Source organism: Streptomyces sp. NPDC055962 (assembly GCF_042270185.1).
Lineage (GTDB): Bacteria > Actinomycetota > Actinomycetes > Streptomycetales > Streptomycetaceae > Streptomyces.
In genome coordinates this window covers 1,135,735-1,161,855 of the sequence record NZ_JBHJYN010000002.1, presented here as the reverse complement: position 1 = coordinate 1,161,855, position 26,121 = coordinate 1,135,735, and the positions used below count along the sequence as shown (strand labels likewise).

At 70.8% G+C, this 26,121-nt stretch carries 22 protein-coding genes; 2 read left to right on the top strand and 20 right to left on the bottom strand.

Features of this window, described 5'->3' with window-relative positions:
* Positions 1–34: 34 nt before the first annotated feature.
* The 4 genes from ACFC51_RS10475 to ACFC51_RS10460 all read right to left on the bottom strand — a co-directional run bounded on the left by ACFC51_RS10475 (position 35) and on the right by ACFC51_RS10460 (position 2,977).
* Complete coding sequence (locus ACFC51_RS10475; RefSeq protein ID WP_376379795.1) at positions 35–511, bottom strand: GNAT family N-acetyltransferase; 477 nt, start codon at positions 509–511, stop codon at positions 35–37.
* The gene (locus ACFC51_RS10470) at positions 508–1,449 is read right to left on the bottom strand and encodes an RluA family pseudouridine synthase (RefSeq protein WP_329227779.1); all 942 of its coding nucleotides are present in this window, start codon (positions 1,447–1,449) and stop codon (positions 508–510) included. Before ACFC51_RS10470 ends, ACFC51_RS10475 begins: the two co-directional genes overlap by 4 nt.
* A 23-nt stretch (positions 1,450–1,472) precedes the next feature.
* Entirely contained in the window at positions 1,473–2,081 is a 609-nt protein-coding gene (lspA, locus tag ACFC51_RS10465; protein WP_376379798.1) for a signal peptidase II, read from the bottom strand.
* Positions 2,082–2,230: 149 nt separating this feature from the next.
* Positions 2,231–2,977, bottom strand: a complete 747-nt coding sequence (locus tag ACFC51_RS10460; protein ID WP_376527986.1) for a TraR/DksA family transcriptional regulator — start codon at positions 2,975–2,977, stop codon at positions 2,231–2,233.
* A gap of 574 nt (positions 2,978–3,551) precedes the next feature.
* Between ACFC51_RS10460 and ileS the strand changes: the two genes are divergently transcribed.
* Positions 3,552–6,701: an isoleucine--tRNA ligase gene (gene ileS, locus ACFC51_RS10455; protein ID WP_376527983.1), complete on the top strand. Its 3,150-nt coding sequence runs from the start codon at positions 3,552–3,554 to the stop codon at positions 6,699–6,701.
* 381 nt (positions 6,702–7,082) lie between these two features.
* On the opposite strand, the gene ACFC51_RS10450 is transcribed toward ileS, so the two are convergent.
* From ACFC51_RS10450 to rsmH, 16 genes are all read right to left on the bottom strand, one after another.
* On the bottom strand, positions 7,083–8,207 hold the full coding sequence (locus ACFC51_RS10450) for a DivIVA domain-containing protein (protein WP_376527981.1): 1,125 nt from the start codon (positions 8,205–8,207) through the stop codon (positions 7,083–7,085).
* Positions 8,208–8,256: 49 nt separating this feature from the next.
* Positions 8,257–8,553, bottom strand: coding sequence for a YggT family protein (locus tag ACFC51_RS10445; protein WP_014156754.1), 297 nt, complete (start codon positions 8,551–8,553; stop codon positions 8,257–8,259).
* A gap of 67 nt (positions 8,554–8,620) precedes the next feature.
* Positions 8,621–9,232: a cell division protein SepF gene (locus ACFC51_RS10440; RefSeq protein ID WP_033303289.1), complete on the bottom strand. Its 612-nt coding sequence runs from the start codon at positions 9,230–9,232 to the stop codon at positions 8,621–8,623.
* A 127-nt stretch (positions 9,233–9,359) separates the two neighbouring features.
* Positions 9,360–10,079, bottom strand: a complete 720-nt coding sequence (locus ACFC51_RS10435) for a YggS family pyridoxal phosphate-dependent enzyme (RefSeq protein WP_376527978.1) — start codon at positions 10,077–10,079, stop codon at positions 9,360–9,362.
* Between the two features lie 6 nt (positions 10,080–10,085).
* Positions 10,086–10,847: a peptidoglycan editing factor PgeF gene (pgeF, locus tag ACFC51_RS10430; protein ID WP_376527975.1), complete on the bottom strand. Its 762-nt coding sequence runs from the start codon at positions 10,845–10,847 to the stop codon at positions 10,086–10,088.
* Positions 10,844–12,058 (bottom strand): cell division protein FtsZ, encoded by a 1,215-nt coding sequence (gene ftsZ, locus ACFC51_RS10425; RefSeq protein WP_376377923.1) that lies wholly within the window; start codon positions 12,056–12,058, stop codon positions 10,844–10,846. Before ftsZ ends, pgeF begins: the two co-directional genes overlap by 4 nt.
* A 276-nt stretch (positions 12,059–12,334) precedes the next feature.
* A complete protein-coding gene (locus ACFC51_RS10420) occupies positions 12,335–13,129 on the bottom strand; it encodes a cell division protein FtsQ/DivIB (RefSeq protein WP_376377925.1) in 795 nt (264 codons plus the stop codon).
* Positions 13,130–13,178: 49 nt separating this feature from the next.
* Positions 13,179–14,273, bottom strand: a complete 1,095-nt coding sequence (murG, locus tag ACFC51_RS10415) for an undecaprenyldiphospho-muramoylpentapeptide beta-N-acetylglucosaminyltransferase (protein WP_014156748.1) — start codon at positions 14,271–14,273, stop codon at positions 13,179–13,181.
* 6 nt (positions 14,274–14,279) lie between these two features.
* Positions 14,280–15,737: a putative lipid II flippase FtsW gene (gene ftsW / locus ACFC51_RS10410; RefSeq protein ID WP_376527973.1), complete on the bottom strand. Its 1,458-nt coding sequence runs from the start codon at positions 15,735–15,737 to the stop codon at positions 14,280–14,282.
* A gap of 131 nt (positions 15,738–15,868) precedes the next feature.
* Entirely contained in the window at positions 15,869–17,302 is a 1,434-nt protein-coding gene (gene murD, locus ACFC51_RS10405; protein ID WP_376527969.1) for a UDP-N-acetylmuramoyl-L-alanine--D-glutamate ligase, read from the bottom strand.
* A complete protein-coding gene (gene mraY, locus ACFC51_RS10400) occupies positions 17,284–18,354 on the bottom strand; it encodes a phospho-N-acetylmuramoyl-pentapeptide-transferase (RefSeq protein ID WP_104789809.1) in 1,071 nt (356 codons plus the stop codon). The genes murD and mraY overlap by 19 nt, the downstream gene beginning before the upstream one ends.
* Positions 18,351–19,769: a UDP-N-acetylmuramoyl-tripeptide--D-alanyl-D-alanine ligase gene (gene murF / locus ACFC51_RS10395; RefSeq protein WP_376377933.1), complete on the bottom strand. Its 1,419-nt coding sequence runs from the start codon at positions 19,767–19,769 to the stop codon at positions 18,351–18,353. The genes mraY and murF overlap by 4 nt, the downstream gene beginning before the upstream one ends.
* Before the next feature lie 4 nt (positions 19,770–19,773).
* The gene (locus ACFC51_RS10390; protein ID WP_376377935.1) at positions 19,774–21,501 is read right to left on the bottom strand and encodes a UDP-N-acetylmuramoyl-L-alanyl-D-glutamate--2,6-diaminopimelate ligase; all 1,728 of its coding nucleotides are present in this window, start codon (positions 21,499–21,501) and stop codon (positions 19,774–19,776) included.
* A gap of 16 nt (positions 21,502–21,517) precedes the next feature.
* Positions 21,518–23,509 (bottom strand): peptidoglycan D,D-transpeptidase FtsI family protein, encoded by a 1,992-nt coding sequence (locus tag ACFC51_RS10385; RefSeq protein WP_376377938.1) that lies wholly within the window; start codon positions 23,507–23,509, stop codon positions 21,518–21,520.
* Positions 23,510–23,513: 4 nt separating this feature from the next.
* Positions 23,514–24,023, bottom strand: a complete 510-nt coding sequence (locus ACFC51_RS10380; RefSeq protein ID WP_376527967.1) for a septum formation initiator family protein — start codon at positions 24,021–24,023, stop codon at positions 23,514–23,516.
* Between the two features lie 49 nt (positions 24,024–24,072).
* A complete protein-coding gene (gene rsmH, locus ACFC51_RS10375) occupies positions 24,073–25,038 on the bottom strand; it encodes a 16S rRNA (cytosine(1402)-N(4))-methyltransferase RsmH (protein ID WP_376527964.1) in 966 nt (321 codons plus the stop codon).
* 408 nt (positions 25,039–25,446) lie between these two features.
* Between rsmH and ACFC51_RS10370 the strand changes: the two genes are divergently transcribed.
* A complete protein-coding gene (locus ACFC51_RS10370) occupies positions 25,447–26,010 on the top strand; it encodes a beta-class carbonic anhydrase (RefSeq protein ID WP_376377945.1) in 564 nt (187 codons plus the stop codon).
* The last annotated feature ends 111 nt before the right edge of the window (positions 26,011–26,121 follow it).

Here is a 26,121-nt window from a genome sequence, read left to right as displayed (position 1 = left end):
TGCCGGCCTGCGGCACCCCCTGCGGGCCGCGCGGTCAGAGCGTGCGGCGCATGGCCCGGTGCGGCATCCCGGCGTCCGGGAACTCGGGGCCGTACGCCGTGTAGCCGAGCCTCTCGTAGAAACCGAGCGCGTGGGTCTGGGCGTGCAGGTCAACGGCGGCCAGGCCCAGCGTGCGGGCCTCGTCCTCGATGGCCCGCACCAGTGCGGCGCCGACGCCGAGGCCCCGGGCCTCGCGGGTCACCGCGAGCCGGCCGAGGGAGCCCACGGCGGGGTCACCGTCGGTCCGGTCCGCCGCCGCACCGCCGTGCAGCAGCCGTCCCGTGCCGAGCGCGGAGCCGTCCACCGCCACGGCCAGGACGTGCACCGCCGAGGCGTCGTGGGCGTCGTACTCGATCTCCGCGGGCACCTGCTGCTCGCCGACGAAGACGTCCTTGCGTACCTGGAAGCAGGCGGCGAGGTCGCTCTCCTCGAGGGCCCTGCGGGTGGTGTACGGGGTGGCCGCGGCGGTCACTGGCTCTCCGCGGAGATCGTGTCGAGTGCGTGGCGCAGGTCGTCCGGGTAGGTGCTCTCGAATTCGACCCAGCCACCGTCGGCCGGGTGCTCGAAGCCGAGCCGGACGGCGTGCAGCCACTGCCGGGTCAGGCCCAGGCGCTTGGCCATCGTGGGGTCGGCGCCGTACGTCAGGTCGCCGACGCAGGGGTGCCGGTGGGCGGACATGTGCACGCGGATCTGGTGCGTGCGCCCGGTCTCCAGCTTGATGTCGAGCAGGCTGGCCGCCCGGTAGGCCTCGATGAGGTCGTAGTGCGTCACGGAGGGCTTGCCCTCCGCGGTGACGGCCCACTTGTAGTCGTGCTGCGGGTGGCGGCCGATGGGGGCGTCGATGGTGCCGCTCATCGGGTCAGGGTGGCCCTGCACCAGCGCGTGGTACTTCTTCTCGACGACCCGGTCGCGGAACTGTGCCTTGAGCAGGGTGTAGGCCCGCTCGGACTTCGCGACGACCATCAGGCCGGAGGTGCCCACGTCCAGCCGGTGCACGATGCCCTGGCGCTCGGCGGCGCCCGACGTGGAGATCCGGTAGCCCGCCGCCGCGAGACCGCCGATGACGGTGGTACCGGTCCAGCCGGGGCTCGGGTGTGCGGCGACTCCGACCGGCTTCATGATGACGACTATGTCGTCGTCGTCGTGGACGATCTCCATGCCCTCGACGGGCTCGGCGACGATCTGGACGGGAGCGGGCGCCTGGGGCATCTCCACTTCCAGCCAGGCACCGCCGTGCACCCGCTCGGACTTCCCGGCCACCGCGCCGTCCACCTGGACCTTCCCGGCGGCGGCCAGCTCGGCGGCCTTGGTGCGGGAGAAGCCGAACATCCGGGAGATGGCGGCGTCGACACGCTCGCCCTCCAGGCCGTCGGGTACGGGCAGGGTGCGGACCTCGGGATACGTACTCACCAGTCGAGTATGCCTTGCGCCCGCTAGTCCTTGTGCACGGTGCCGTCGGGGTCCAGGCCCTTGAAGGAGAGGATCACGATGAGGATTCCGCCGCACACGATCGCCGAATCGGCGAGGTTGAAGACGGCGAAGTGGGCGGGGGCGATGAAGTCCACCACCGCGCCCTCGAAGACGCCGGGCGCGCGGAAGATGCGGTCGGTGAGGTTGCCCAGCGCTCCGCCGAGCAGCAGCCCCAGGGCGATGGCCCAGGGCAGGCTGTAGAGCTTGCGGGCGAGCCGGACGATGACGATGATCACGACGGCCGCGATGGCCGTGAAGATCACGGTGAACGCCTCGCCGATCCCGAAGGCGGCACCCGCGTTGCGGATCGCGTCGAACTTCAGCCAGTCGCCGAAGATCTCGATGGGCTCCTCGTGCTCCAGCTTCGCGACCACGAGCATCTTGCTGCCCAGGTCCAGGAGGTAGGCAAGGAGCGTCACGACGAGGAGGACCAGGACCTTCTTCCTGCCTCGGCCCGCGGGCTCGTCGCCGGCCGGGGTCGAGCCCGCGGCGGGCTGCTGGGACCGAGCCCCGTCGGCCCCCTCGGCATCGGGGATGTCCGGCGTACCGATGATGCGCTCCGCCTCTGCCACGTGAGTCCCTCAACCTAGGTGCCTGACTGAGGACGAGGGTACGACACACCCGGGCGTCCGGGGGCCTCAGGCCCCCGGACCGTGCCGGGTCTCCACCGCCGGACCGCGTCCGGACCGGGACCGGGACCGGACGGGACCGGTCCGGCGGCCTAGCCGCGCCGCTCCTGCTTCTGCTTGTCCTCCACACAGAGCGTGGCCCGGGGGAACGCCTGCATCCGCGCCTTGCCGATCGGCTTGCCGCAGACCTCGCAGAGCCCGTAGGTCCCCGCGTCGAGCCGGGCGAGGGCGCGCTCGGTCTGGTCCAGGGTCTCCTGTGCGTGGGCCGCCAGGGACAGCTCGTGCTCACGGGTGATGTTCTTCGTGCCGGTGTCCGCGTCGTCGTCGCCGGCCCCGTCACCGGAGTCGCGCATGAGACCGGCCAGAGCGGCGCCGGAGGCCTCCAGTTCGGTACGCAGCCGGAGGACTTCGCCGGTCAGCTCGGTGCGGGCCGCCTCGACCTCCTCCGGGGTCCAGGGGTCCTCCCCCGGCCTGACCGCGAGGTCTCCGGGCGCTGTCGCTGTCGCGGTGCCCTCCCCTGCTGTCGTGGTCCCTGCCGCGCTCTTCTTGGCTGCCACCGTGTGGGCTCCTGTCTGCTCGGCGGCCTGGGCCGCCCCCGTGACCTTCTTCGACGTCTTCTCGGCTGCGCTCTTCTTCGCCACGGCCTTCTTCGCCGCGCTCTTCTTGGCCGCGCTCTTCTTCGCCACGGCCTTCTTCGCCGCGGTCTTCTTCGCGGCCGGCTTCTCCTGGTCCGCCTCCGGACCGTCCTCCTCGCCCGCGCTCCCGGTCTCCTCCTCGGCAGCCGCAGCCCTGGAACTCTCGGACGCCGTTCTCGATACGGCGGTCTTCTTCGCCACCATGGCCGCGGCCCCTTCACATATTGTGATCTTGCACGCGAATCGTGCTGGGACGATAAATCGACCCCAGCTCCGCGGCAACGGGGCACGCCGCCGGTCGCCCCTCCCCGCGCCCGGGCAGTGGCGCGCCTGCAACCGTTGTGCCCAGCTCCCCGCGCGGTAATCCGCCCGCGCACGCTCTCCAGGACTCCCCTCGGCCCGACTGGCCATTCGGGTGCACCCCCCGCCCGGGGCAGGCCGGCCCGGAAACCGGTCGGCCGCCGCCCGCACGGGCCCGTACACTGGCCGCAGCGAGAGGCATGGACGGGACGAGTAGCGTCGTACGCAGCCAGGAGCGACCCGGGGACGGTGGGAGCCCGGGGGCGAGCGCGTCGTGAAGATCACCCCTGAGCCGCCGGAAGAAAGCCCTCGACCGTGGGCCCGCCCACGGACGCAGGACGACTAGACCCGGCATCGCGATCCCAATGAGGGGGCCACGGGCGCACACCCGGGGCCAAGGAGGGTGGTACCGCGGGAGCCGAGCCGGTTCTCGTCCCTCCGACGGAAGTGGAAGACGTCCGCCGGAGGAAGCCCGCACATGACATCGCCGCAGTACCGCCAGGTACCCGCCCAGGTCGACCTGCCCGCCCTCGAGCACGCCGTGCTCGACTTCTGGCGCGACAACAAGGTCTTCACCAAGAGCCTCGAACAGTCCGAGGGCCGCCCCGAGTGGGTCTTCTACGAGGGTCCGCCGACCGCCAACGGCATGCCCGGCGCCCACCACATCGAGGCCCGCGTCTTCAAGGACGTCTTCCCCCGCTTCCGGACCATGCAGGGCTACCACGTGGGCCGCAAGGCCGGCTGGGACTGCCACGGCCTGCCGGTCGAGCTCGCGGTGGAGAAGGAGCTGGGCTTCAACGGCAAGAAGGACATCGAGGCGTACGGCATCGCCGAGTTCAACGCGAAGTGCCGTGAGTCCGTGACCCGCCACACCGACGCGTTCACCGAACTCACGACCCGCATGGGGTACTGGGTCGACCTCGACGACGCGTACCGCACGATGGACCCGGAGTACGTCGACTCCGTGTGGTGGTCGCTGAAGGAGATCTTCGACAAGGACCTGCTGGTCCAGGACCACCGCGTCGCCCCCTGGTGCCCCCGCTGCGGCACCGGCCTCTCGGACCACGAGCTCGCCCAGGGCTACGAGACGGTCGTCGACCCCTCCGTCTTCGTACGCTTCCCGCTGACGAGCGGACCGCTGGCCGGCGAGGCCGCGCTGCTCGTCTGGACGACGACCCCCTGGACCCTCGTCTCCAACACCGCCGTCGCCGCGCACCCCGACGTCGACTACGTCGTCGCGACGGACGGCACGGAGAAGCTCGTCGTGGCCCGGCCGCTGGTCGAGAAGGCGCTCGGCGAGGGCTGGGAGCTCACCGGTGACACCTTCACCGGCCGCGAGATGGAGCGCTGGACGTACGAGCGCCCCTTCGAGCTCGTCGAGTTCCCGGCCGAGGCGCACTTCGTCGTCAACGCCGAGTACGTCACGACCGAGGACGGCACGGGTCTGGTCCACCAGTCCCCCGCGTTCGGCGCCGACGACCTCCTGGTCTGCAAGGCGTACGGCCTGCCGGTGGTGAACCCCGTGCGCCCCGACGGCACCTTCGAGGAGGACCTCCCGCTCGTCGGCGGTGTCTTCTTCAAGAAGGCCGACGAGGCACTCACCGAGGACCTGGACGCGCGCGGCAAGCTCTTCCGCCACGTGCCGTACGAGCACAGCTACCCGCACTGCTGGCGCTGCCACACGGCCCTGCTGTACTACGCGCAGCCGTCCTGGTACATCCGCACCACCGCGGTCAAGGACAGGCTCCTCCAGGAGAACGAGAAGACCAACTGGTTCCCGGAGTCGGTCAAGAACGGCCGCTTCGGCGACTGGCTGAACAACAACGTCGACTGGGCGCTGTCCCGCAACCGCTACTGGGGCACCCCGCTGCCGATCTGGCGCTGCGAGGACGAGCACCTGACCTGTGTCGGCTCCCGCGCCGAGCTCTCCGTGCTGACCGGCCGCGACCAGTCGGAGCTGGACCCGCACCGCCCGTTCATCGACGAGATCACGTTCACCTGCTCGCACGAGAACTGCCAGCTGGAGGCGTACCGCGTCCCGGAGGTCATCGACGCCTGGTACGACTCGGGTTCGATGCCGTTCGCACAGTGGGGCTACCCGTACAAGAACAAGGAGATCTTCGAGAACCGCTACCCGGCGCAGTTCATCTCCGAGGCCATCGACCAGACCCGGGGCTGGTTCTACACCCTCATGGCGATCGGGACCCTGGTCTTCGACAAGTCGTCGTACGAGAACGTGGTCTGCCTGGGCCACATCCTCGCCGAGGACGGCCGGAAGATGTCCAAGCACCTGGGCAACATCCTCCAGCCGATCCCGCTGATGGACCAGCACGGCGCGGACGCGGTGCGCTGGTTCATGGCGGCGGGCGGCTCCCCGTGGGCGGCACGCCGCGTGGGCCACGGCACGATCCAGGAGGTCGTCCGCAAGACGCTCCTCACGTACTGGAACACGGTGGCCTTCCAGGCCCTGTACGCCCGTACGTCGAACTGGGCACCGTCGGCGGCCGATCCGGCACCCGCCGACCGCACGGTCCTGGACCGCTGGCTGCTGAGCGAGCTCGGCACCCTGGTGGAGGAGGTCACCGCCGCGCTGGAGGGATACGACACCCAGCGTGCCGGCAAGCTGCTCTCCGCATTCGTCGACGACCTGTCCAACTGGTACGTCCGCCGCTCGCGCCGCCGCTTCTGGCAGGGCGACAAGGCGGCGCTGCGCACGCTGCACGAGGTCGTGGAGACGGTCACCCGGCTGATGGCGCCGCTGACCCCGTTCATCACGGAGCGGGTCTGGCAGGACCTCGTCGTGCCCGTCGCCCCGGACGCCCCGGAGTCGGTGCACCTGTCGTCGTGGCCGAAGGCGGACCCCGCGTCGATCGACCCGGCGCTCTCCTCGCAGATGGCTCTCGTACGCCGCCTCGTGGAGCTCGGACGGGCCACGCGCGCCGAGTCGGGGGTCAAGACCCGCCAGCCGCTGTCACGCGCTCTGGTCGCGGCCACGGGCTTCGAGGCCCTCACGCCGGAGCTGCGCGCCCAGATCACGGAGGAGCTGAACGTCTCATCCCTGGCCTCGCTCTCCGAGGTCGGCGGCTCACTCGTCGACACCACGGCCAAGGCGAACTTCCGCGCGCTGGGCAAGCGGTTCGGCAAGGGCGTCCAGGCGGTGGCCAAGGCCGTCGCGAACGCCGACGCGGCAGCGCTGTCCCTGGCCCTGCGCGAGGGCACGGCCTCGGTCGAGGTCGACGGCGAGCAGATCACCCTCGCCCCCGACGAGGTCATCATCACGGAGACCCCGCGGGAAGGGTGGTCGGTGGCGTCCGACTCGGGCGCGACGGTCGCCCTGGACCTGGAGATCACCCCGGAGCTGCGGGCGGCCGGACTGGCCCGTGACGCGATCCGCCTGATCCAGGAGGCCCGCAAGAACAGCGGCCTGGACGTGGCGGACCGGATCGCGGTCCGCTGGACGTCGGCCTCCCCGGAGACGGCCGAGGCCCTGACCGCGCACGCGACGCTGATCGCGGACGAGGTCCTGGCCCTGGACTACGCGGAGGGTGAGGCGGACGACACGTACGGCTCCCCGTTCGAGGACGAGGGCCTGGCGCTCACGTTCCGCCTCCGCAAGACCGCCCACTGACGAACCCCACCCCAGGGCCCCTCCGGCGTAACACCGGAGGGGCCCTTCAGGTTTCCCGTCACCGCGCCCCTCGGGCTCCCCCAGCACCGCCTTCCAAGACCGGCCCGGCACCTCACTCGGCGCCCCCATCCGCACCGCCGCCCTTCACGTTCGGCCGGCGCCCATGTCAAGCGCCTCCGGCGATTGAGGAGCGGGTCCGGGGCGGAGCCCCGGTTACGGGCAGGGGCGGGCAGGGGCACAGGCCCCGCGCAGCGGCCCCGCCCCGCGAACCGCACCCGCCCCCGGCACGCACGGCAACGCCAAAGGGCCGGGCCCCGGGGAAAACCCCGGGGCCCGGCCCTCTGCCTGCCGACGGCTACGCGCTCCGCGAGCGCGAACCGATCAGTTGTCGTCCTCGTCGATCAGGAACCCGCGCATCGGCGACGGCGCCTGCTGCATCGGCTGCGGCGCCTGCGGCCGCACCGGTGCCATCGGCTGCGTCATCGCGGGCGACATCTGCTGCTGACCGCCGCCGTACGACGGGCCACCGCCCATCGACTGGTTGCCGCCGCCCATCTGCTGGTTGCCGTGGCCACCGTGGTTGCCGCCCATGGTGTGCCCCATCGCACCCGCACCGGCCGGGGCCAGCGAAGGCGACGGCGGCAGCGAGGCGGCGGCGGGGGTCCGCGGCGGAGCCAGCGAGTCGTCCGCCTGGGTCTCCAGCTGACGCAGCTGGCTCTCCAGGTAGGACTTCAGACGGGTCCGGTACTCGCGCTCGAAGCCACGCAGGTCCTCGACCTTGCGCTCCAGCGTCGCGCGGGCCGACTCCAGCGAGCCCATCGCCACGCGGTGCTTCTCCTGCGCGTCCCGCTCGAGGGCGTCCGCCTTGGCACGGGCGTCACGCTCGAGACCCTCGGCACGGCTGCGCGCCTCGCCGACGATCTTGTTGGCCTCGGAACGGGCCTCCGCGATCGCCTGGTCGGCGGTCTGCTGCGCAAGGGAGAGGACACGGGCGGCGCTGTCGCCGCCGGGGCCCTGACCGGGCTGCTGCATCTGCTGCTGCTGGGGAGCGTGACCGCCCATGGGGCCGCCCATCGGGCCACCCATGGGACCGCCCTGCATCGGGCCGGGGCCGTGCGGGCCCTGCGGACCGGGACCGTGGCCGCCCTGGGGGCCATGGCCGCTGGGACCGGCAGGCAGCTGAGGAGCTCCACCGGGCAGCTGGGGGGGACCCATCTGCGGGGGCTGCTGCTGTACCGGCGGACCAGATATGGCGGCGGGCACCGGGGCCCCTGGCCGTTCCTGCTGCTCCGGGGGTTTGCGCATTCCCTGCTGCTGCTGGTTCTGCGCGGCCGCACGCGTGGCGGCGGCCAGCTTGGCGCGCAGGTCCTCGTTCTCGCGCAGCAGGCGCGTCAGTTCCGATTCGACCTCGTCGAGGAAGGCATCGACCTCGTCCTCGTCATAGCCTTCTCGGAGGCGGACGGTCGTGAACTGCTTGTTCCGCACGTCCTCGGGGGTCAGCGGCATCTCTTCTTCACCTCTACGTAGTCGTCGGCAGTCGGCAAGACCGTATCGTTCACACGCTGCTCGCAAGCTTGCCCACGAGGCTGAGCAGAATGTAGACGATGATCATCAGAACGAAGAAGGACAGGTCAAGTGCCACGCCCCCGAGACGCAACGGCGGTATGAACCGCCGCAGAAGCTTCAGTGGTGGATCCGTGACAGTGTAAGTGCCCTCGAGAACGACCACCATCGCCTTGCCTGGCTGCCATGAACGTGCGAACTGGAAGACGTAGTCCATGACCAGCCGGAAGATCAGCACGATGAGGAAACACATCAGCGCGATATAGACCACATCCAGTGCGACGCCCATGTCCCGCGCTTCCCTCTCCCCTGGCTCTCGTAGCCCCGGCCTCCCGGCCGGTTTGTTCCCGGTGTTCTCAGCTCTGGTTGAAGAACCCGCCCTCTGCGATGCGGGCCTTGTCCTCCGCCGTGACATCGACGTTAGCAGGCGACAACAGGAACACCTTCTGCGTCACACGCTCAATGCTGCCATGGAGACCGAAGACGAGTCCCGCGGCAAAGTCGACAAGTCGCTTCGCATCCGTGTCGTCCATCTCCGTGAGATTCATGATCACCGGAGTGCCCTCGCGGAAGTGTTCCCCGATGGTACGGGCCTCGTTATAGGTCCTGGGGTGCAGCGTGGTGATCCGGTAGGGCTCCCGCTCGGACACGACCTTGGGCATGATCACCGGTGCGTTCTTCTCCATGTTCGGGCGGTCAGGTGTGATGGATGCCACGGGTGCGATTCGGGCGGGTCGTCCGCTTTCCGCCGGGAGCTGAACCGGCTCCCGCGGAGCGGGGGGCTGCACCGCTCGTACCGGTTCGTCCCGTTCCCGCTCTACCGGATGCGCGGGCTGATGCCGCCGCCGGTCGCGCTCGGGCTCCGGCTCGGGTTCGAATTCGTCGTCGGGGTCGAACCCCGGACCGTCGTACCCATCGTCCTCCACGAGGCCGAGGTAGACCGCCATCTTGCGCATCGCGCCGGCCATGCTCCGAGTCCTCCGCTCTGTGGTGGATCGGCATTCGTGTCACCAAGTGCCCGAGATCCACTCCGGTCCACCCGCGTCGAGCGGGAATGACCATATTTTCTGCTGTGGTCCGACTTGCTTCGCGACGTTACCCGAGCCGGGGTCGGACTCCGAGTACCGCCGTACCGACGCGTACATGTGTCGCTCCGGCCGCAACCGCGTCCTCGAGATCCGCGCTCATCCCAGCAGAGACCATGTTCGCAGCCGGATGGTTCCCGCGCAGGCGGGATGAGATTTCCATCAGGCGGTCGAACGCGGCCCGTTGCCGTCCGGCGTAGGGGCCGGCGAGCGGGGCGACGGTCATCAGGCCCCGGAGCGTGAGCCCCTCGGCCGATTCCACCGCCGCGGCCAACTCCTCGACCGCGTCCGGTGCGACACCGCCGCGGTCCCCGCGTGCGCCGCTCTCCGCGTCGAGGGCGACCTGGATGAGACAGCCGAGCTCACGCCCGTCCCTCACCGCTGCCGCCGACAGGGCCGTGACCAGCTTCACCCGGTCCACGGACTGCACCATGTCGGCATAAGCGGTTACGGAGCGGACCTTGTTGGTCTGCAACTGGCCGACAAAGTGCCACGTGAGCGACAGATCCGCACATGCTGCGGCTTTCGGCGCCGCGTCCTGGTCACGGTTCTCCGCGACATGGCGCACACCGAGTCCGTGCAGAATGCGCACGTCGCTCGCGGGGTAGGTCTTGGTGACCACGACGAGGGTCACTTCTTCGCGCTTGCGGCCGGCCGAGAGACAGGCGGAAGCGATACGTTCCTCCACCTGTGCCAGGTTCGCAGCGAGTTGAGCCTTGCGATCCGTCATGCCCTATCAGTCCAACCAGACATATCCGGCGAGCCGACCCGTGGTGCGGTCGCGGCGGTAGGAGAAGTGGTCGCCGGATTCCAGGGTGCAGAACGGCGAGCTGTGCCGGTCGGCGACGCCGAGCTCCTCCAGCTGGGCGTGGACCCCGGCCGTGACGTCCACCGCCGGTGTACCCCAGCTGGTCTCCGACCACGAGGCCGGGACGGCCTCGGCGACCTCCGCGCGCATCTGCTCCGGGACCTCGTAGCACCGCCCGCAGACGGCCGGTCCGGTGTGCGCGACGATCCTGGCCGGTTCGGCACCGAGTGTGATCATGGCCTCGACCGCGGCGGGAACGACCCCCGCGACCAGACCGGGCCGCCCGGCATGGGCGGCGGCGATCACACCGGCCACCGGATCGGCGAGCAGTACGGGGGTGCAGTCCGCGGTGAGCACCGCGAGCGGGAGCCCGCGTCGCGCGGTCACCACGGCGTCCACGGCGGGAACCGCCGAGGCGGCGGGGGCATCGGCCCAGGGGCCGTCGACCACGGCGACGTCGCGCCCGTGCACCTGGTTCATCCAGACCACGCGGGCCGGGTCGAGACCGAGGGAACGGGCCGCGCGCGCACGGTTCGTGCCGACGGCGGCGGGGTCGTCGCCGACCGCGCCGCCGAGGTTGAGCTCCTCGTACGGAACGGCGCTCACTCCGCCCCACCTGTCGGTGAAGGCGAAATGGGCGCCGCCCGCCGAAGACTCCGCGGCCTTCGCCGCGTGCTGCGGACCTATCACTTCAAGAAGTCCGGTACGTCCAGCTCTTCGGCCTGGTTGTCCTGGTAGGGACGGGCCGTCGGGACGTGCGGCGGGGAGACCTGCGGAGCCAGGGTCTCGTTCGCCGCCGGTGCCGGCTCGGCCGGCGCCGGGGACTCCTCGCGCGGGGGCACGGAGCCCAGTCCGCCGGTCTGGCGCGCGGGCTCGGCGGTCCGGGCCGGCGGGGCCGGCTCCTCACGCTTCCCGGCACTCGTCCCGAGGACGTTCTCCCGGCGGGCAGGCGGCTGTCCGCCGTCGAAGCCCGCCGCGATGACGGTGACCCGCACCTCGTCGCCCAGCGCGTCGTCGATGACCGCGCCGAAGATGATGTTCGCCTCCGGGTGGGCCGCCTCGCTCACCAGCTGCGCGGCCTCGTTGATCTCGAAGAGACCGAGGTCGCTGCCGCCGGAGATGGAGAGCAGGACGCCGCGGGCGCCGTCGATGGACGCCTCCAGGAGCGGCGAGGAGATCGCCATCTCCGCGGCGGCCACCGCGCGGTCGTCGCCGCGGGCCGATCCGATGCCCATGAGCGCTGATCCGGCCTCGGACATGACCGACTTGACGTCGGCGAAGTCGAGGTTGATCAGACCCGGGGTGGTGATGAGGTCGGTGATGCCCTGGACACCCGAGAGCAGCACCTGGTCGGCCGACTTGAACGCGTCGAGCACGCTGACCTGGCGGTCCGAGATGGACAGCAGCCGGTCGTTGGGGATGACGATGAGGGTGTCGACCTCTTCGCGGAGCTCGGCGATGCCGTCCTCCGCCTGGTTCGCGCGTCGCCGGCCCTCGAACGTGAACGGGCGGGTGACCACACCGATCGTCAGGGCGCCCAGCGAGCGGGCGATGTTGGCCACGACGGGTGCGCCGCCGGTGCCGGTGCCGCCGCCTTCTCCGGCGGTGACGAAGACCATGTCGGCCCCCTTGAGGACCTCCTCGATCTCCTCACGGTGGTCCTCTGCCGCCTTGCGACCGACGGCCGGGTTCGCCCCGGCGCCGAGGCCACGGGTGAGTTCACGGCCGACGTCGAGCTTGACGTCGGCGTCGCTCATCAACAGTGCTTGCGCATCGGTGTTGATCGCGATGAACTCGACGCCCTTGAGACCGACCTCGATCATTCGGTTGATGGCATTGACACCACCGCCGCCGACACCGATGACCTTGATGACTGCGAGGTAGTTCTGCGGTGCTGCCACGTCGAAGGCCTCTCGCCTCGAGTTACGTGTCGTCGCTTCGCGGTAGTCCCGCAGCGACGACGGATGCCGATTGGGTCGGTCCGGACGCCGACCCAAACCCTAACGTTCAAGTTTAGGGTTACCAGTGTGTCTGCTTCTTGGACTCTTCCGAACAGGACACTAAGTCGACAAGTGGCGCACGTTCAACGAACACGCCGAACCTCCCGTTTTTCTTTTCACCCTATGTGATCACCCGTAGCGCTGACCAACCAGGGGGCTGGCCAGGCCAAACGTGCGTCAACTCGTCGACGCCGCAGGGGCGGTGGGGGCACTCACGTCGAAGTGTCCCGCTTTGGGGGACGCTTTCATGAGAGCGGTGAGCACCCGCGCCTTCACGGGTCCCTCCTCGCTGCTGCCCCACATCACCGTGCGGCCCCCGGTCAGTTCCAGGACGGTGGAGTCGTACGACGTGGTCCGCACGGTCCTGGTCTGCGCCGCGATCCGCTGCGGGAGGTCGCCCGCGACCCGGACCGCCTCCCGCACCAGACGGTCGCTGCCGAAGCGGCGCAGGCTCGCGGACCGGTCCGGCGCCAACTCCAGGAGCGGGACGTGCGGGGGTGCCTCGTCCACGGTCGCGAACCGCACCCCCTCCGCGTCCACCTCGATGAACGCGTCGCCCTTCTCCACCAGCAGGACCGGCTTCCGTTCGGTCACTTCGAGGGCGACACCGTGCGGCCACGACCGTACGACATCAACGGAGTCGATACGAGGCAGCTCGCGGCGCAGGCGGTCGGCGATCGCGTCGGTGTCCACGGAGACCAGCGGGGATCCGACGGGGGCCGCCGCGGCGGCCTCCACCTCGCTCCGGGTCAGGACATCGGTGCCGGTGGTCGTCACCCGCTCCAGCCTCAGCCAGGACGATCCGTAGAGCACCCAGACGGTGGCGGCCGTGGTCAGCACCAGGCCAAGTCCGGCCAGAATCAGTCGTGTACGACCGGTCAGCCGTCGCCCCTCGGGGCCGATGTGCGGCGGGCGGGCCGGTGTGTCGGCCCGCCCGGCCTCGCCGCGCTGGGCGGTCGTCGGTCCGGCCACGCTCGCTCCTTCGCCGGACCCGGGGCGCACGCCCCGGGTCCGCACCGCCTCACGCCTGACGGCGTGCGGCAATCGCCTCGTACACCATGCCGACGAGCAGGTCGTCGGCGTCCCGTCGCCCGAACTCCGCGGCGGCACGGGACATCTCGTACAGCCGGTGCGGATCCGAGAGCACCGGCAGGACGTTGCCCTGCACCCATTCCGGGGTGAGCGCCGCGTCGTCGACCAGCAGTCCGCCGCCGGCGTTGACCACCGGCTGGGCGTTGAGCCGCTGCTCGCCGTTGCCGATGGGCAACGGGACGTACGCGGCGGGCAGCCCGACGGCGGAGAGTTCGGCGACGGTCATCGCGCCCGCGCGGCAGAGCATCATGTCGGCCGCGGCGTACGCGAGGTCCATCCGGTCCACGTACGGTACCGGGATGTAGGGCGGCATCCCGGGCATGTTGTCGATACGCGGCAATTCGTTCTTCGGGCCGACCACATGGAGGATCTGGATCCCGGACCGCTGGAGCAGCGGCGCGATCCGCGTGACGACCTCGTTGAGGTGCCTGGCACCCTGCGAGCCGCCGGAGACCAGCAGCGTCGGCAGGTTGGGGTCGAGGCCGAAGGCGGCACGCGCCTCCGGGCGGACCCGGGCCCGGTCCAGGGTGGCGATGGTCCGGCGGAGCGGGATGCCGATGTAGCGGGCGCCGCGCAGCTTGCTGTCAGGGGTGGAGACGGCGACCCCGTGGGCGTACCGCGAGCCGATCTTGTTGGCCAGTCCCGGCCTCGCGTTGGCCTCGTGGACCACGATCGGGACCCCGACGCGCTTGGCCGCCAGATAGCCGGGCAGGGCGACGTAGCCGCCGAAGCCGACCACGCAGTCGGCCTTGGTGCGCTCCAGGATCTGCTCGGCGGCCTTGATGGTGCCGCGCAGCCGTCCCGGGACGGTGATCAGCTCGGGTGTGGGCTTCCGCGGCAGCGGTACGGCAGGGATCAGTGCCAGGTCGTACCCCCGCTCGGGTACGAGCCTGGTCTCGAGTCCGCGCTCCGTGCCGAGGGCAGTGATTCCCACGGTCGGGTCCTGCCTCCGCAGGGCGTCTGCGAGGGCAAGCGCGGGCTCGATGTGCCCGGCGGTCCCCCCGCCGGCGAGTACGACATGCACCGAAATTCACCGCTCTCCGGACGGACGCTTCATGACGCGCCGTCTCATCGTCTTCCATCTGACCCCGGGCCTCCGCATGGCCAGGGCCGCTCTCGCCGCAGGGTCCTCACGCGCGAAGGCGATCATTAGCCCGACAGCGAACATGGTCGGCAGCAGCGCCGAACCCCCGTAGGAGAACAGCGGCAACGGGACACCGGCGATCGGCAACAGGCCGAGCACCGCACCGATGTTGATCACGGCCTGCGCCGTGATCCAGGTGGTCACGCCTCCCGCTGCGTACCTCACGAAGGGGTCCTCCGTGCGTCCGGCCACGCGGATACCCGCATAGCCTAGAGCCGCGAAGAGGGCCAGCACCGACAGCGTCCCCGCCAGGCCCAGTTCCTCCCCGGTGATGGCGAAGATGAAGTCGGTGTGCGGTTCCGGAAGTTGACCCCATTTTTCCACACTCGCACCCAGCCCGGAACCGAACCAGCCGCCGGACGCCAGAGCGTAGATTCCGTGTACCGCCTGCCAGCACGAGTCTCCCGGGCCCGGTTCGGACGCGCCGATGCACCCGAGCCGGGACATCCGGTTCGGGCTGGTCTTGATGAGCACGAATCCGATGAGGACGGCGAAGGCGAGCACCCCGGCGAAGAGCCGGGTGGGGGCACCGGCCAGCCAGAGCAGGCCGAAGAGGATCGCGGTGAGGATGATCGCGGTGCCCATGTCCCCGCCGAGCATGATGAGTCCGAGCAGCATGAAGGCCACCGGGACGAGCGGGACGAGCATGTGCTTCCACTGGGCCAGCAGCCGCTTGTCCTGCTTGCGGGCGAGCAGGTCCGCGCCCCAGAGGATGAGGGCGAGCTTGCCGAACTCGCTGGGCTGGAGCTGGAAGGGACCACCGAGGTAGATCCAGTTCTGGTTGCCGTTGACCGACATCCCTATCCCCGGCACCTGGACCAGGACCATCAGGAAGACCGTGCCCATGAGCAGCGGGTAGGCGAGCGCCCGGTGGAGCCTCACAGGCATCCTGGAGGCCAGCATCATCAGGCCGGCCCCGATGACCGCGGCGAGGAACTGCTTGCGGAAGAAGTACGTTCCGGGCCGTGCCAGTTCCAGCGCCTTGATCATCGAGGCGGAGTAGACCATGACGAGGCCGAGCACGGTGATGAGCAGGCTCGATCCGAGGATCAGGTAGTAGGCGGTCAGGGGGCGGTCCCAGGCCCGTCGTGCCTGCTCGTACATCCGCCGCACTCCGGCGCCCCTGCGCGGGCGGGGCGGGGTGCCCCCTCCGGCGCCGCCACGGGGTGCGGGAGGCCGCCGGGAGCCGGTGGCGGGCCGGCTCCGCAGGACGAGCCCCGTGAGGGGCCCGGGGCCCGCGGGGAGCGGTCCGGCGAGCAGGGGCGGGGTGAGCGCCCGGCTGGTCGCCGCGGCCGCCCGTGAGCGGTCGGTTCCGCGCGCGGCTGAGCTCTCGTCGGCCGGCATTGTCGCTGTCCCCTCCACTGCTCGTGCCCGGGGCTGTCGCCGGGCGCCCGGGGCCGTGGCGGTGCCGCTCCTGACCGGGTCCCCGGACGGCTCCGGTCCTCCGGGACAGTACGACGCGGAGACCGGGCCCGTCAGGCGCTCTCGTCGGCGAGTTGGCGGACCGCGTCCGCGAACGCCTCGCCGCGCTTGTTGTAGTTGACGAACATGTCCATCGAGGCGCAGGCCGGGGCCAGCAGGACGGTGTCGCCCGGCAGGGCCAGACGTGCCGCTTCGCGGACCGCCGCGGCCATCGCCCCAGTGTCGGTCCGGTCGAGGTCGACCACCGGTACCTCGGGGGCGTGTCGCGCCAGGGCTTCGCGGATCAGCGCCCGGTCGGCGCCCATCAGCACGACGCCCCTCAGCCGCTTCGCGGCCCCGCGGGCCAGTTCGTCGAAGGTGGCGCCCTTGGCGAGGCCGCCGGCGATCCACACGATCGGTTCGTAGGCGGCGAGGGACGCCTCGGCGGCGTGGGTGTTGGTCGCCTTGGAGTCGTCGATGTACGCGACACCGGCGACGTCGGCGACGTGTTCGATGCGGTGGGCGTCGGGGCGGAAGGCCCGCAGCCCGTCGCGCACGGCGGCGGGCTCCACGCCGAAGGCGCGGGCCAGCGCCGCCGCCGCGAGGGCGTTGGCGATGTTGTGCGGGGCCGGCGGGTCGACGTCACCGACCTCGGCGAGCTCCTGCGCCTGCTTCTGCCGGTTGGCGACGAAGGCCCGGTCGACGAGGATGCCGTCGACCACCCCGAGCTGGGAGGGGCCCGGCGTGCCGAGGGTGAAGCCGATGGCCCGGCACCCCTCCTCGACGTCCGCATCGCGCACGAGGTCCTCCGTCGCCGGATCCTGCGCGTTGTAGACGCAGGCGACGGTGTTGCCCTCGTAGATCCGGCCCTTGTCGGCGGCGTAGCCGGCCATGGAGCCGTGCCAGTCGAGGTGGTCGGGGGCCAGGTTGAGCACGGCCCCGGAGTGGGCGCGCAGTGAGGGCGCCCAGTGGAGCTGGTAGCTGGAGAGCTCGACGGCGAGGACGTCGTACGTCTCGTCGCCGAGCACCGCGTCCAGCAGGGAGACCCCGATGTTGCCGACCGCAGCCGTGCGCAGTCCGGCTGCTCGGAGGATCGAGGCGAGCATCCGGACGGTCGTCGTCTTGCCGTTGGTCCCGGTGACCGCGAGCCAGGGGGCCGCGCCGGGGCCCCGCAGCCGCCAGGCGAGTTCGACGTCGCCCCAGACGGGGACGTCCGCCTCGGCGGCTGCCTGGAAGAGCGGCTTGCCGGGCTTCCAGCCGGGGGCCGTGACCACGAGCTCGGTGGACTCGGGCAGGGTGTCGCCGTCGCCGAGGCGCACGGTGATGCCGAGCGCCTCCAGTTCGGCGGCCTGGGCACGGGAGCGCTCGTCGTCGCCGTCGTTGACGACGGTGACGAGGGCTCCCCGCTCGTGCAGGGCACGGGCGGCGGGGATACCGCTGACGCCGAGCCCGGCGACCGTGACGCGCTTGCCCTGCCAGTCCACGTTGCTCACTTCTTGGCTGCCCATCCCGCGTAGAAGAGGCCGAGTCCGACGATCACGCACATGCCCTGGATGATCCAGAAGCGGACCACGACAAGGACTTCGGACCACCCCTTGAGTTCGAAGTGGTGCTGGAGCGGGGCCATGCGGAAGACCCGCTTGCCGGTCATCTTGAAGGAGCCGACCTGGATGACCACGGACATCGTGATCATCACGAAGAGGCCGCCGAGGATGGCCATGAGGAACTCGGTGCGGGAGCAGATCGCGAGGCCCGCGAGCGCGCCGCCGAGGGCGAGCGAGCCGGTGTCACCCATGAAGATCTTCGCGGGTGAGGTGTTCCACCACAGGAAGCCGAAGCAGGCGCCCATCAGGGCCGAGGCGACGACCGCGAGGTCTAGCGGGTCTCTCACCTCGAAACAGGCTTCCGGGTTGGTCAGGGTCGTCGCGTTGGCGCAGGACTCCTGGAACTGCCACAGCCCGATGAAGGTGTAGGCGCCGAAGACCATCACCGACGCGCCGGTGGCGAGGCCGTCCAGACCGTCCGTCAGGTTCACGCCGTTGGACATGGCGAGAATCATGAAGAGTGCCCAGACGACGAACAGCACCGGGCCGATGGACCAGCCGAAGTCCTCGACGAAGGAGAGCCGGGTCGATGCCGGGGTGTTGCCCCGGAGGTCCGCGAACTGGAGCGAGAGCACCGCGAAGGCGATACCGACGATCAGCTGGCCGGCCATCTTCGCCTTGGCCCGCAGACCGAGCGAACGCTGCTTGACGATCTTGATGTAGTCGTCGAGGAAGCCGACGAGCCCCATGCCGGCCATCAGGAACAGGACGAGGACGCCGGAGAAGCGCATCTCCTCGCCGGTGATCACCTTGGCCAGGACGTACGCGATGATCGTCGCCAGGATGAAGGCGATCCCACCCATGGTGGGAGTGCCCTTCTTGCTGCCGTGGGTACGCGGGCCGTCGTCCCGGATGAACTGCCCGTAGCCCTTGCGGGCCAGAAGTTTGATCAGCAGCGGAGTACCGACCAGGGTCAGGAAGAGCCCTATGGCCCCCGCGAAGAGGATCTGCCTCATCGGACGGCGACCTCGCCCTCGGTCGTCTCCAACAGTGCCAGGGCGACCTTCTCCAGGCCGACCGACCGGGACGCCTTCACCAGCACGACGTCTCCCGGGCGCAGTTCACTGCGCAACAGGTCGACGGCCGCCTGTGCGTCGGACACGTGCACCGACTCCTCACCCCACGAACCCTCGTTATATGCGCCCAGTTGCAGCCAGGAGGCTTCTGTCCCCCCGACAGCGACGAGCTTGCTGACGTTGAGCCGGACGGCGAGCCGTCCGACCGCGTCGTGCTCGGCGAGCGACGCGTCACCGAGCTCGGCCATCTGACCGAGCACCGCCCACGTGCGCCCCCCTCCCGTCTGCCGGGCCCTGCCCATGGCGGCCAGCGCACGGAGTGCGGCCTTCATGGATTCGGGGTTCGCGTTGTAGGCGTCATTGACGACCGTCACACCGTCCGGACGCTCGGTGACCTCCATGCGCCAGCGGGAGAGGGTGCCCGCCTCGGAGAGCGCATCGGCGATCTCGGTGACGGACATGCCCAACTCATGGGCGACGGCGGCCGCGGCGAGCGCGTTCGACACGTGGTGCTCACCGTACAGGCGCAAGGTCACGTCGCTGCACCCGGTGGGTGTGTGGAGCGCGAAAGCGGGCCGGCCGTCGTCGGTGAGCCGCACGTTCTCTCCCCGTACGTCCGCATCCGGGGCCTCCCCGAAGAGGAGCACCCGGGCTTTTGTGCGGGACGCCATGGCGCGCACGAGCGGGTCGTCGGCGTTGAGGACGGCGATGCCGTCCTCGGGCAGGACCTCCACGAGCTCGCCCTTGGCCTGGGCGATCGCCTCGCGGCTGCCGAACTCGCCGATGTGGGCGCTGCCCACGTTGAGGACCAGACCGATCCGTGGGGGCGTCAGGTCGGCGAGGTAGTGGATGTGGCCGATACCCCGCGCTCCCATCTCCAGCACCAGGTGGCGCGTCTCGGCGGTCGCGCGCAGCGCGGTGAGCGGCAGGCCGATCTCGTTGTTGAGGGAGCCGGGCGTCCACACGGTGGGGGCCTTGCGCTCCAGCAGCTGGGCGATCAGGTCCTTCGTGGACGTCTTGCCCGCCGACCCGGTCAGGGCGACGACGGTGGTGCCGAGGCGTTCGACGGCGGCGCGGGCGAGGGCGCCGAGCGCTCCCACCACGTCGTCGACGACGATTGCCGGGACGCCGACGGGGCGGGCGGCGAGCACGGCCGCCGCGCCCGCCTCCACGGCGCCCCGCGCGAAGTCGTGGCCGTCGACCCGCTCGCCCGCGAACGCGGCGAACAGGGAGCCCTGCCGCACCTCCCGGGAGTCGATGACGACGGGGCCGGTGACGACGACGGACAGGTCCGGCACGTCGTGCGGCTGCCCGCCGACGATTCCGGCGATCTCGGCGAGGGAAAGGGCGATCACTTGGTCATCCCTGACTGTTGTTCTGGGTGTGTACGAGGTCCTCGGGGGCGCGCCCGGCGCTCGTGCGCCCCGAGGAGCGCTCGATGGCCTCGCGCAGGACCTGGCGGTCGTCGAAGGGGCGGACCACTCCGTGGATGTCCTGGCCCTGCTCGTGTCCCTTTCCGGCCACCAGCACGGTGTCTCCCGGCTCGGCCCGGGCGACCGCGGCGGCGATGGCGGCGGCGCGGTCGGCCTCCACGATCACCTCGCCGCGCTCGTGGACGGGCACCTCGGCAGCGCCGATGAGCATGGCGGCGAGGATCGCGAGGGGGTCCTCGGAGCGGGGGTTGTCGGAGGTCAGCACGGCGGTGTCGGCGAGACGTGCCGCCGCGGCGCCCATGGGCCCGCGCTTCGTCGTGTCACGGTCGCCGCCGCAGCCGAGCACGATGTGCACCCGGCCCTCGGTGACCTTCTGCAGGGAGCGCAGGACCGACTCGACGGCATCGGTCTTGTGCGCGTAGTCGACGACGGCGAGGTACGGCTGTCCCGCGTCGACGCGCTCCAGCCGTCCGGGGACGCCGGGAACGGCCGCGACGCCGTCGGCGGCGGTCTGCGGGTCGACGCCCGCGACGGCCAGGGTGACGATCGCCGCGAGCGTGTTGGCGACGTTGAACGGGCCGGGCAGCGGGGCCCGGGCGGCGATGCGTTCGCCCTTGGGGCCGATCACGGTGAAGGTGCTGTCCTGCGGACCGACCTCGACGTCCTCGGCCCGCCACTCGGCGTCCGGGTGGCCCTCCGCGGAGAAGGTGACGACCGGGACGGACGCCTCGTCCACCAGCCTGCGGCCGTACTCGTCGTCGAAGTTGACGACGCCGAGCTTGCTGCGCTGCGGGGTGAAGAGCTGCGCCTTGGCCTGGAAGTAGTCCTCCATCCCGGAGTGGAACTCCATGTGCTCCGGGCTGAGGTTGTTGAAGACGGCGACGTCGAAGACGCAGCCGTCGACCCGGCCGAGCACCAGGGCGTGGCTGGAGACCTCCATGGCGACCGCCTCGACACCGCGTTCGCGCATGACGGCGAACAGCGCCTGGAGATCGGTGGCTTCGGGGGTGGTGCGCTCCGACTTGATGCGGTCGTCGCCGATGCGCATCTCGACGGTGCCGATGAGCCCGGTGCTGCGGCCGGCGCCGCGCAGCCCGCCCTCGACGAGGTAGGCCGTGGTGGTCTTGCCGGACGTTCCGGTGATCCCGATCTGCAGGAGGCCGACGCCCGGCCGTCCGTAGATCTCGGCGGCGATCTCGCCCATCCGGCCGCGCGGGTTGCCGGTCACCAGGACCGGGAGGCCGGTGGCGGCGGCGCGCTCGGCGCCCGACGGGTCGGTGAGGATCGCGGCGGCTCCGAGGCCGGCGGCCTGGGCGGCGAAGTCGGCGCCGTGGAAGCGGGCACCGGGCAGGGCCGCGTACACGTCACCCGGGCGCACGGCCCGGGAGTCGTGGGTGATGCCGGTGACCTCACCGGCATCCTGCGGTCCGGCACCGAGCCGGGCCGCCAGCTCTCCGAGGGACGTCGGCCTGAGCCGGTCCGGTCGGGGCGCTCCCGGGTAGTTCACAGGCGCGTCCTTCTGAGTGGTTTGGCACTGATCAGCGTGGGGCACGGCGGTGAGCGTACCGGGCGGACCCGGCCTCTCGCGAAGTGAGGGGCCGGGGTTGCGGTACTTCTCGTTCCGGTTCCCGGGATCAGGGGTGATGGTCGTCACTGAGGGTTCCCCCGAGTCACTCGCCGGGCTTGAAGGACACCGGCATCCTGGCTGGATCGCTGCCGGAGGGAGGTGTCTGGAGCGTCTTGAGGGCGAACTCCATGACCTTCTTGTAGATCGGGCCGCAGATCTGGCCGCCGAAGTAGCTGCCCTTGGTGGGGTTCTGGATGGCGCAGTAGACGGTGACCTGAGGATCGTCGGCGGGGGCGAAACCCGCGAAGGACGCGGTGTAGCCCTTGTAGACGCCGCGCACGGGGTCAACACGGTTGGCCGTGCCGGTCTTGCCCGCGACCCGGTAGCCCTGGATGTGGGCCTTGGTCCCGGTGCCCTCCCGGTCGTCCACGACGGACTCCAGCATCTTCGCCAGGGTCTTGGCCGTCTTCTCGCTGACCACCCGGGTGCGCTCGGGGGCCTCGGACGCCTCGTAGCGGCCGCCCGCGTCCTTGGTGCCCCGCACCAGGGTCGGCTCCACACGGACCCCGCCGTTGGCGATGGTCGAGTAGACGGAGGCCGCCTGCATGGCGTTGAGCGAGAGTCCCTGTCCGAACGGGATCGTGTACTGCTGCGAGGTCGACCAGTCCTGGGGCTTGGCGACGATGCCGGGCGACTCGCCCGGGTAGTCGAGCCCCGTGGTGCTGCCGAGACCGAATTTGCGCAGGTAGGAGTAGAGGACCTCGTTGGCCTCGGGCTGGGTCTTCCCGAGCTGTCCGGTCGCCAGGATGGTGCCGATGTTGCTCGATTTGGCGAGTACGCCGTTGAGCGTGAGGTACCAGGTGGGGTGGTCGATGTCGTCCCGGAAGAGCCGGTCGCCTCGGTGGAGCCTGTTGGGCACCGTGACGTGCGTCCCGGGCGTGGCGGCACCCTCCTCCAGCACCGCGGCCATGGACATGACCTTGCTGGTGGAGCCGGGTTCGTAGACGTCCTGGAGGGCCGCGTTGCCGAGGGCCGCCGAGTTGCTCCGGGCGAGGTCGTTCGGGTCGTAGCCGGGGGCGTTCGCCATGGCGAGCACCTCACCGGTCCTGGTGTTCTGGACGATCACGTAGCCGCGGTCCGCGTCGGACTTCTCCACCTGGTCGGCGATGGCGCGCTGGGCCGCCCACTGGATGTCGCGGTCGATCGTCAGCTCGACGTCGCTGCCGGCGACGGCCGGGATCTCCGTGGAGCCCGCGGTCGGCACGGGGCGTCCGCCCGCCTGGGCGTAGCGGATCTTGCCGTCCTCGCCCCGGAGCTGCTTGTTCAGCTGCGCCTCCAGGCCGCCGCCGCCCTTGCCCTCGGCGTTGACGAAGCCGAGTATCCCGGCGGCCAGGTCCCCGTTGGGGTAGACGCGCCTGGTGGTGGGTTCCTGGAGGACCCCGGCCAGCACGTCGGCGCCGGGGCCGCCGTTCGCCCGGTCCTCGGCCGCCTTCTCGGCGAAGACGGCCTTGAGGTCCTTGATCTGCTTCCAGACCTGGGGGGTCTGGCGCCGCGCGAGCACCGTGTAGCGGCTCTTGGGGGCCGAGAGCTTCTTCGCCAGCTCCGCCTCCTCCTTGCCGAGGATCGGGGCGAGGAGGGCGGCCGCCTGCTGGGGTGCGTCCGGGGCCTTGCTGTCCTCGGGCGTGAACAGCTTCGGGTCGGCCGTGATGTCGTGCGCGTCGACGCTGGTGGCCAGCGCGATGCCGCTGCGGTCGGTGATCTCGCCGCGTTCGGCGGCGATCGTGTACTCCAGGTAGCGGTTCTTCTCCGCCTTGGCGGCGTAGGTGCTCGCGTCGACCGCCTGGACCTGGAGCAGCCGTACGACGAACGCCAGCATGACGAGGGTCAGGCAGAGGCTGATCAGGCGCAGCCGGGGTCGCGGGCTGCCCAGGCGGATGGACTGCGGGGAGCCGCCGCGCCGCTTCCCTGCGGCCGGGCGCCGGGGGCTCCGCGCCTCGGGACGGGAGGCGGGGCGGGGGCGCCCGGATCCGCCTGCCGGGTTTCGGGGACGCGCGGGGCCGGGTAGGCGGCGGCGCGACGGTTCCTTGGACGGCACTGCGTCACCTGCCGGAGCTCGTCGGAAGCGGTGTGGTCGGGTTCGTGGACGGTGTCGCGGAGGATGCGGCCGGCGGCGGGGCCGCGGACGGGGAGGCCGGCTCGGGGGCGGCCGTCTCCGGTTCGGGGGCGGTGGGCAGCGGCTCGGCGTCGGCCCGTTCGGGGACGCCCCGGACCTTCCCGTCCGGGCCCAGGAAGGCGGGGCTGCCGCCCGGCACCATGCCGAGCTCCCTGGCCCGGCGCTCCAGGGCATCGGGCTCGGAGTAGCCGTCGACGTCGCGCTGGAGGGCCTGCTGCTCGTCGGTGAGCTCGGTGGTCTCCCGCTTGAGCTTGCTGAGCCTGAACGATCCTTCGTTGAGTGCGGAGTTGAGCAGCAGGAGCGAGATCAGGCCACCGGTGAGCAGGAGCACGACCAGCAGGACGAAGGGGGTGCGGGCGGCGGTGCTCGGCCCGGAGGGCATCAGCCGGGCGAGCCGGCCGGCCCGCCCCTTCACCTGCTCGGCCGTCCTGGTCACCGCGGCGCCACCGTTCCTCTCCGTGTCCGGCCGGTCCGGCGGGGCCTGCTCATCGCTCCTCCTCGCGGATCCGCTCCGCGCCGCGCAGCCTGGCGGGGGCGGCACGCCTGTTCTCGGCGACCTCTTCCTCCGTGGGCAGTTCGGCTCCGCGGGTCAGGAGCCTGAGCCGGGGCTGGTAGCGCTCGGGGACGACGGGCAGTCCGGGCGGCGCCGTGTTGGCCGCACCGGCCGCGAAGACCTGCTTGACGAGCCGGTCCTCCAGCGAGTGGTACGAGAGGACGGCGATACGGCCGCCGACGGCCAGGCTCGCCACCGCGGCCGGAACGGCGCGCTCCAGGACGGTGAGTTCGCCGTTGACCTCGATGCGGAGCGCCTGGAAGGTGCGCTTGGCCGGATTGCCTCCGGTGCGCTTGGCGGCCTGCGGCAGGGAGTCGCGGATCAGCTCGACGAGTCGGGCGCTGTTGCTGAAGGGTTCCTTCTCGCGTTCGCGCACGACCGCCGAGACGATGCGCTTGGCCTGCTTCTCCTCGCCGTACGCGCGCAGGATCCGTACGAGTTCGCCCGGCGGGTAGGTGTTGAGCACCTCGGCCGCGCCGATGCCCGTCGTCTGGTCCATGCGCATGTCGAGCGGCGCGTCCTGGGCGTAGGCGAAACCGCGGTCGGCCTCGTCCAGCTGCATGGAGGAGACACCGAGGTCGAAGAGGATGCCCTGGACCTTGGGGATGCCCAGCCGGTCCAGGACCTCGGGCAGTTCGTCGTAGACGGCGTGGACGAGGGTGGCGCGGTCGCCGTACGGGGCGAGGCGCTCGCCCGAGAGCCGCAGCGCTTCCTTGTCGCGGTCGAGGGCGACCAGCCGGGCCTCGGGGAAGGCGGCGAGCAGGGCCTCGCTGTGTCCGCCGAGCCCGAGGGTGCAGTCGACGACGACCGGTGGCCGTGATCCCGTCGCCTCCAGAGCCGGGGCCAACAGGTCCAGGCATCGCTGGAGCATCACCGGGACGTGTCGGGTCTGGCTCAAAGCGCCCTCTCAGGCTCTGTCCCGTGTGGCCGCACGTACGGTCCGGTCCCCGCCCGCCCGGAAGGGGAGGTCCGCCGGCGCCGAGGAAGAAGGCGTCGGCCGACCGCGAGCGGGAGAGGGCCGGGCCGCACGTACGCCGCACATCACGGGGAAGTCGAAACGTATAAAAATATGCAGAATGCGCTGGCGTGTCGGTAACTTCGCGTCACTTTAGTCCACCCTGCCATTCGATCCATTCCCGATCAACGAACCGCGCAGCGCGTCGCACCGCCTCGACGGCGGCACGGCCTCACCCGGTCGGGCGCCTGCGCGTGAGGCTTGTGGGTTACCTCACAACAAGCCTGGTTGACGTTCTTTGTCCCCTTCCACAGCACGCCAGGTGCTGTTCTGACGACTACCGTCGTCTCCATGTCGACTTCTGCGCAGCCTTCCGCCGAGACCGATTCCGTCACCGCGTCCGAAGCCCGTTCCGAAGGAACGGTCACCGACCGCCTCGTCGAACTGAACACGCGGTACGCAGAAGCGTTCACCGACCCGGGCATGGACGCGCGGCCCGTGCTGCACGTCGCCGTGGTCGCCTGCATGGACGCCCGCCTCGACCTCCACGCCGCGCTCGGCCTGGAGCTCGGCGACTGCCACACGATCCGCAACGCGGGCGGCGTGGTCACCGACGACGTCCTCCGGTCACTGACCATCAGCCAGCGTGCGCTCGGCACCCGCAGCGTCGTGCTCATCCACCACACGAACTGCGGCATGGAGTCGCTGACCGAGGACTTCCGGCAGGACCTGGAGCGCGAGGTCGGCCAGCGGCCGGCCTGGGCGGTCGAGGCCTACTCGGACGCAGACCAGGACGTGCGGCAGTCGATGCAGCGCGTGCGGACCTCTCCGTTCCTGCTGCACAAGGACGACATCCGCGGCTTCGTCTTCGACGTGACCACGGGCAAGTTGCGCGAGATCCTTCCGTCCTCCTGAAGCCCCCTCGATCCCTCCGACATACGGACCACATCCGGCATATCGCGTCCACTTGTCCACAGGCGAGTGACACGAAGCGGTAACGGCAACAAGAATGCGGGTGTGACATCT